Genomic DNA, 6,308 nt, shown 5'->3' with positions numbered 1-6,308 from the left:
GCCTCGCGCACCGGAGTGAGATCGCCCGAACGACGATACTCCTGCAACGCCTCGTCGACCTGGATGCCGAGGCCGCGCGCGGCCCAGCCCATGTGGGTCTCGAGGATCTGACCGACGTTCATGCGCGAGGGCACGCCCAGCGGGTTGAGGCAGAAGTCGACCGGCGTGCCGTCGGCGAGGAACGGCATGTCCTCCATCGGCACGACGCGGGAGATGACGCCCTTGTTGCCGTGACGGCCGGCCATCTTGTCGCCCGGCTGAAGCTTGCGCTTCACCGCGACGAAGACCTTGACCATCTTCATCACGCCTGGCGGCAGGTCGTCGCCGCGACGCACCTTCTCGACCTTGTCCTCGAAGCGCGCATCGAGCGTGCGCTTCTGGATCTCGTACTGCTCGTTGAGCGCCTCGACGATCTTGGCGTCGTCCTCGTCTTCGAGGGCGAGCTGCCACCACTGGCCACGGCTCAGCGTGCCCAGAAGCTCATCGTCGATGATCGCGCCGGCCTTGACCCCGCGCGGGCCCTTCACGGCGGTCTTGCCCGAGATCAGGTCCTTGAGACGCGCGTAGATGTTGCGATCGAGGATCGCCAGCTCGTCGTCGCGGTCGCGCGCCAGACGATCGACTTCCTCGCGCTCGATCTGCAGCGCGCGCTCGTCCTTCTCGACGCCGTGGCGGTTGAACACCCGGACCTCGACGATGGTGCCGAAATCGCCCGGGGGCAGACGCAGCGAGGTGTCGCGCACGTCCGAGGCCTTTTCGCCGAAGATGGCGCGGAGGAGTTTTTCCTCCGGGGTCATCGGAGATTCACCTTTCGGGGTGATCTTGCCCACGAGGATGTCGCCCGGCCCCACTTCGGCACCGATGTAGACGATGCCCGCCTCGTCGAGGTTGCGCAGGGCCTCTTCGCCGACGTTGGGGATGTCGCGGGTGATCTCTTCCGGCCCGAGCTTGGTGTCGCGGGCGGCGACTTCGAATTCCTCGATGTGGATCGAGGTGAAGACGTCGTCGCGCACGATGCGCTCGGAGATGAGGATCGAGTCCTCGTAGTTGTAGCCGTTCCACGGCATGAAGGCGACGACCACGTTCTTGCCGAGCGCCAGTTCGCCGATGTCGGTGGAGGGGCCGTCGGCGACGACCTCGCCCTTCTGCACCCGGTCACCCACCTTCACCAGCGGACGCTGGTTGATGCAGGTGTTCTGGTTCGAGCGCTGGAACTTGCGCATCCGGTAGATGTCGACCCCGGCGTCGCCGAGCTCGAGATCCTCGGTGGCGCGGATCACGATCCGGGTGGCGTCCACCTGGTCGATGATGCCGCCGCGGCGCGCCATGATGGCCGCACCCGAGTCGCGCGCGACCACTTCCTCGATGCCCGTGCCGACGAGCGGCGCCTCGGCCTGCAACAGCGGCACGGCCTGACGCTGCATGTTCGAGCCCATCAGAGCGCGGTTGGCGTCGTCGTTCTCGAGGAACGGGATCAGCGAGGCCGCGACCGAGACGAGCTGCTTCGGCGACACGTCGATCAGATCGACGCTTTCCGAGGGGGCGAGCATGTAGTCGCCCGACTGGCGGGTGTTCACCAGATCATTGGTGAACTTGCCGTTCTCGTCGAGCGAGGCGTTGGCCTGCGCCACGGTGTGGCGCATTTCCTCGGTGGCCGAAAGGTAGTTCACCTCGTCGGTCACCTGCCCCTCCACCACCTTGCGGTAGGGGGTCTCGATGAAGCCGTACTTGTTCACCCGCGCGAAGGTGGCGAGCGAGTTGATCAGGCCGATGTTCGGGCCTTCCGGCGTTTCGATCGGGCACATGCGGCCATAGTGGGTCGGGTGCACGTCGCGCACTTCGAAACCCGCACGCTCGCGCGTCAGACCGCCCGGCCCGAGCGCCGAGAGACGGCGCTTGTGGGTGACTTCCGACAGCGGGTTGGTCTGGTCCATGAACTGCGACAGCTGCGACGAGCCGAAGAACTCGCGCACCGCGGCAGCCGCGGGCTTGGCGTTGATCAGGTCCTGCGGCATGACCGTGTCGATCTCGACCGAAGACATCCGCTCCTTGATCGCGCGCTCCATGCGCAGCAGGCCGACGCGGTACTGGTTTTCCATCAGCTCGCCGACCGAACGCACCCGGCGGTTGCCCAAGTGGTCGATGTCGTCAATCTCGCCCTTGCCGTCGCGCAGCTCCACCAGTGCCTTGATGCAGGCGATGATGTCCTCGCGGCGCAGCGTGCGCTGCGTGTCCTCGGCGTCGAGGTTCAGGCGCATGTTCATCTTCACCCGGCCCACGGCCGAGAGATCGTAGCGCTCGGCGTCGAAGAACAGCGTGTCGAACAGCGCCGAGGCGGCATCGACGGTCGGCGGCTCGCCCGGACGCATGACCTTGTAGATTTCCATGAGAGCGGTCTCACGGTTCCAGGCCTTGTTGTCGGCGGCGACGGTGTTGCGGATGTAGGGGCCGACGTTGACGTTGTCGATGTCGAGCACCGGGATCTCGGTGAAGCCCGCGTCCATCAGCTCCTTGAGGGAGCCGCCGGTGACGTCGCCGTTCTTGTCGGTCTCGAGCGTCAGCTCGTCGCCGGCCTCAACGTAGATCGCGCCGGTGTCCTCGTCAATGATGTCGCGGGCGACGAACTTGCCGAGGATGCTGCCGTAGGGGACGAGAAGGTCGGTGACGCGGCCTTCGTCGATCAATTTCTTGACGGCGCGCGGCGTGACCTTGTCACCGGCCTTGGCGATCACCTCGCCGGTGGCGGCGTCCACGAGATCATGCGCCGGGCGAGTGCCGCGCACGCGCTCGGGGAAGAACTTCGTGACCCAGGCCTGGGCCTTCTTGTCGAAGCTGTAGTCGACCGTGTTATAATAGGCATCCATGATGCCTTCCTGATCGAGACCCAGCGCATAGAGCAGCGTGGTCACAGGCAGCTTGCGGCGACGGTCGATGCGCGCGAAGACGAGATCCTTGGCGTCGAATTCGAAATCGAGCCAGGAGCCGCGGTAGGGGATGATCCGGCAGGCGAACAGCAGCTTGCCCGAGGAATGGGTCTTGCCCTTGTCATGGTCGAAGAACACGCCCGGGGAGCGGTGCATCTGGGAGACGATGACCCGCTCGGTGCCGTTGACGATGAAGGTGCCGTTCTGGGTCATCAGGGGCATGTCGCCCATGAAGACGTCCTGCTCCTTGATGTCCTTGACGGACTTGGCGCCGGTGTCCTCGTCGACATCGAACACGATCAGCCGCAGCGTCACCTTCAGGGGCGCGCTGTAGGTCATGTCGCGCGCCTGGCATTCCTCGACGTCGTACTTCGGGCGCTCAAGCTCGTATTTCACGAATTCGAGCGTCGCCGTCTCGTTGAAGTCCTTGACCGGGAAGACCGACTGGAAGACGCCCTTGATGCCCTCGCCGTCGGTCGGCTCGGGCTGGTCGCCCGATTTCAGGAACAGGTCGTAGGAGGATTTCTGCACCTCGATGAGGTTCGGCATCTCCAGCACTTCGCGGATCTTGCCGTAATATTTGCGCAAACGCTTCTGGCCGAGGAAGGATTGAGCCATGGGTGTCGTCACCTTTCAGGTCTCTGCGGATCACCGGGCCGGCGGGGAAGGCCACGGCATCCTTGCGAGAGGGGAGTTCCGGTCCATTCGCGATCTTCGTCCCACCGAAGACCTCCCGACCGTGGAACCTGCCCGAGACGGGGGCCGCGCGCGGCCCCCTTCCAAGACGGGTTCGGCTGGACCCGCGAAATCCGCGGATCCAGCCAATGCAAGAGGCGTGGCGCGCAGGCCGCGCGCCTGCCTTATCAGGCCAGCTCGACCTTGGCGCCGGCTGCTTCCAGCTTCGCCTTGATCTCTTCGGCTTCCGCTTTCGCGGCGCCTTCCTTGACCTTGCCGCCGGACTCGACGAGGTCCTTGGCTTCCTTCAGGCCGAGGCCGGTGATGCCGCGGACTTCCTTGATCACGTTGATCTTCTGAGCGCCGGCGTCCTTCAGGACGACGTCGAACTCGGTCTTCTCTTCTTCGGCAGCGCCGGCATCGCCTGCCGGGCCAGCCATCATCACGGCGCCGCCAGCGGCGGGCTCGATGCCATACTCGTCCTTGAGGATGGTTTTCAGTTCCTGCGCCTCGAGGAGGGTCAGACCAACGATCTCTTCGGCGAGTTTCTTCAGATCAGCCATTTTACTTTTCCGTTCGTTCAATTGTGTTCCAACGCGGGGGTTTTCAACCCCCGAGATATTCAGGATGCCTCAGCCAGCCTTCTCTTCGACAGTCGAGAGAATGCTTGCGATGTTGCTTGCGGGCGCGCCAATGGCACCGGCGATGTTCGATGCCGGGGCACCGATGCAGCCGACGATCGAAGCAATGAGCTCCTCACGCGACGGCATCTGGGCCACGGCCTTCACACCGGCCGGATCCAGAGCCGAGTCTCCCATCGCGCCGCCGAGGATGACCAGCTTGTCATTGGTCTTCGCATAGGCGTCGACCACCTTGGCAGCTGCCACGGGGTCTTCGGAATAGGAGAGCACGGTCATGCCCGTGAGGTAGTCGGCGATGCTTGCGCAGGGCTTTCCCTCAAGGGCGATCTTGGCGAGCTTGTTCTTGGCAACGCGCACGGACCCGCCAGCTTCGCGCATCTTCGCGCGCAGGTCCTGCATATTGGCAACCGTCATGCCTTCGTAGTGGGCAACCACCACGACGCCAGAGCTTTCAAAGATCTGGCCGAGTTCCTCGACCACTTTCTCTTTCTGGGCTCTATCCACGGTTTACTCCAAGTTTGGGGGTTTCCCCCCGGCTCTGTCTGACCCCCTGATCGTCCGGGGGCCGTTCGGGTCCGCTTCAGGGTCCCGAGGCCGTGATCGCCCGAAGGAAAGCGCGATGCTTCCGAACGGAAATCCAACTCTCGTTTCCCATCTCGGGAAGGCCTTAGCGGGGTTTCCCCCTGCCCTCCGTCTCGGACAGGACGGGGCGCGAACGCCCCGCCATTCGCCCCGACCCGAAGGCCGGGGGAAATCTCTTAGGCCGTGCCGGTGGCCGAGGCCAGGTCGACGGTGACGCCCGGGCCCATGGTCGAGGACAGCGCCACCTTCTTGAGGTAGGTGCCCTTGGCGCCCGCGGGCTTGGCCTTGGTCACGGCATCCACGAAGGCGCGGATGTTCTCTTCGAGCTTGGCTTCGTCGAAGGAGGCCTTGCCGATGCCGGCATGGATCACGCCGGCCTTCTCGACGCGGAACTGCACCTGGCCGCCCTTGGCCGCGTTCACGGCTTCGGTCACGTCCATGGTGACGGTGCCGATCTTGGGGTTCGGCATCAGGTTGCGCGGGCCGAGAATCTTGCCCAGGCGGCCGACGATCGGCATCATGTCCGGCGTCGCGATGCAACGGTCGAACTCGATCTTGCCAGACTGCACGGTCTCCATCAGGTCTTCGGCGCCGACGATGTCAGCCCCGGCCTTCTTGGCCTCTTCCGCCTTGTCGCCACGGGCGAAGACGGCGACACGCACGGTCTTGCCGGTGCCGTTGGGCAGGGTGACCGAACCGCGGACCATCTGGTCGGCGTGGCGCGGATCGACGCCGAGGTTCATCGCGATCTCGATGGTCTCGTCGAACTTGGCGGTGGCGTTCGACTTGATCAGCGAGACGGCTTCGGAGAGCTGGACGTTGTCCTTGCCCGAAAAGGCCTCGCGGGCGGCGCGGGTGCGTTTACCGAGTTTTGCCATGATTCAGCCTTTCACCTCGATACCCATCGACTTGGCGGAGCCAAGGACGGTCTGCATCGCACCCTCGACGCTCGTGGCGTTGAGGTCCTTCATCTTCGCTTCGGCGATCTCGCGCACCTGGGCGAGCGTCACGGTGCCGGCGGTCTCCTTGCCGGGCGTGGTCGCGCCCTTGGGGCGGTTGCGCTTGCCGACCGGCTTCAGGCCAGCGGCCTTCTTGAGGAAGAACGACGCCGGTGGCGACTTGATCTCCATCGTGAAGGACTTGTCCTGGTAGTAGGTGATCACGGTCGGGCAGGGCGAACCCTTTTCCATGTCCGCGGTCTTCGCGTTGAAGGCCTTGCAGAACTCCATGATGTTGATGCCGCGCTGACCCAGCGCCGGACCGACCGGCGGGGACGGGTTGGCTTCGCCTGCCTTCACCTGGAGCTTCAGCTGCCCCATCACTTTCTTGGCCATCGGGCCTCTCCTTATCGCAACACCGCCGGAACGCGTTCCCACGGTCATCGGTTGGTGCGGTGCGGCGCGAAGGGCGCGCCCTTCCTGCCTCCCGCATGCGGCGCGAATCGGCTTCGATCCGGTCGCCACCAAGGGTCCGGCCCGCGGGCCGG

The 6,308-nt window shown here is 64.8% G+C and carries 5 protein-coding genes; all 5 read right to left on the bottom strand.

Annotation, left to right across the window (positions count from 1 at the left end):
* The coding region (gene rpoB / locus NHG85_RS00610) for a DNA-directed RNA polymerase subunit beta (protein ID WP_253328797.1) at nt 1–3,542 on the bottom strand (3,542 nt) is incomplete at its 3' end.
* Between the two features lie 245 nt (nt 3,543–3,787).
* Nucleotides 3,788–4,162 carry a 50S ribosomal protein L7/L12 gene (rplL, locus tag NHG85_RS00605; protein ID WP_253328795.1) on the bottom strand — a complete coding sequence of 125 codons (375 nt, stop codon included), beginning with the start codon at nt 4,160–4,162 and terminating at the stop codon, nt 3,788–3,790.
* A 69-nt stretch (nt 4,163–4,231) separates the two neighbouring features.
* On the bottom strand, nt 4,232–4,744 hold the full coding sequence (rplJ, locus tag NHG85_RS00600) for a 50S ribosomal protein L10 (RefSeq protein ID WP_099277792.1): 513 nt from the start codon (nt 4,742–4,744) through the stop codon (nt 4,232–4,234).
* A 254-nt stretch (nt 4,745–4,998) separates the two neighbouring features.
* Nucleotides 4,999–5,700 carry a 50S ribosomal protein L1 gene (gene rplA / locus NHG85_RS00595; RefSeq protein WP_253328793.1) on the bottom strand — a complete coding sequence of 234 codons (702 nt, stop codon included), beginning with the start codon at nt 5,698–5,700 and terminating at the stop codon, nt 4,999–5,001.
* Nucleotides 5,701–5,703: 3 nt separating this feature from the next.
* On the bottom strand, nt 5,704–6,156 hold the full coding sequence (gene rplK / locus NHG85_RS00590; protein ID WP_253328791.1) for a 50S ribosomal protein L11: 453 nt from the start codon (nt 6,154–6,156) through the stop codon (nt 5,704–5,706).
* Between the last annotated feature and the right edge of the window lie 152 nt (nt 6,157–6,308).

Source organism: Limimaricola litoreus (assembly GCF_024159025.1).
In the GTDB taxonomy this organism is placed as follows: domain Bacteria; phylum Pseudomonadota; class Alphaproteobacteria; order Rhodobacterales; family Rhodobacteraceae; genus Limimaricola; species Limimaricola litoreus.
This window is presented reverse-complemented; position numbering and strand designations above follow the sequence as displayed.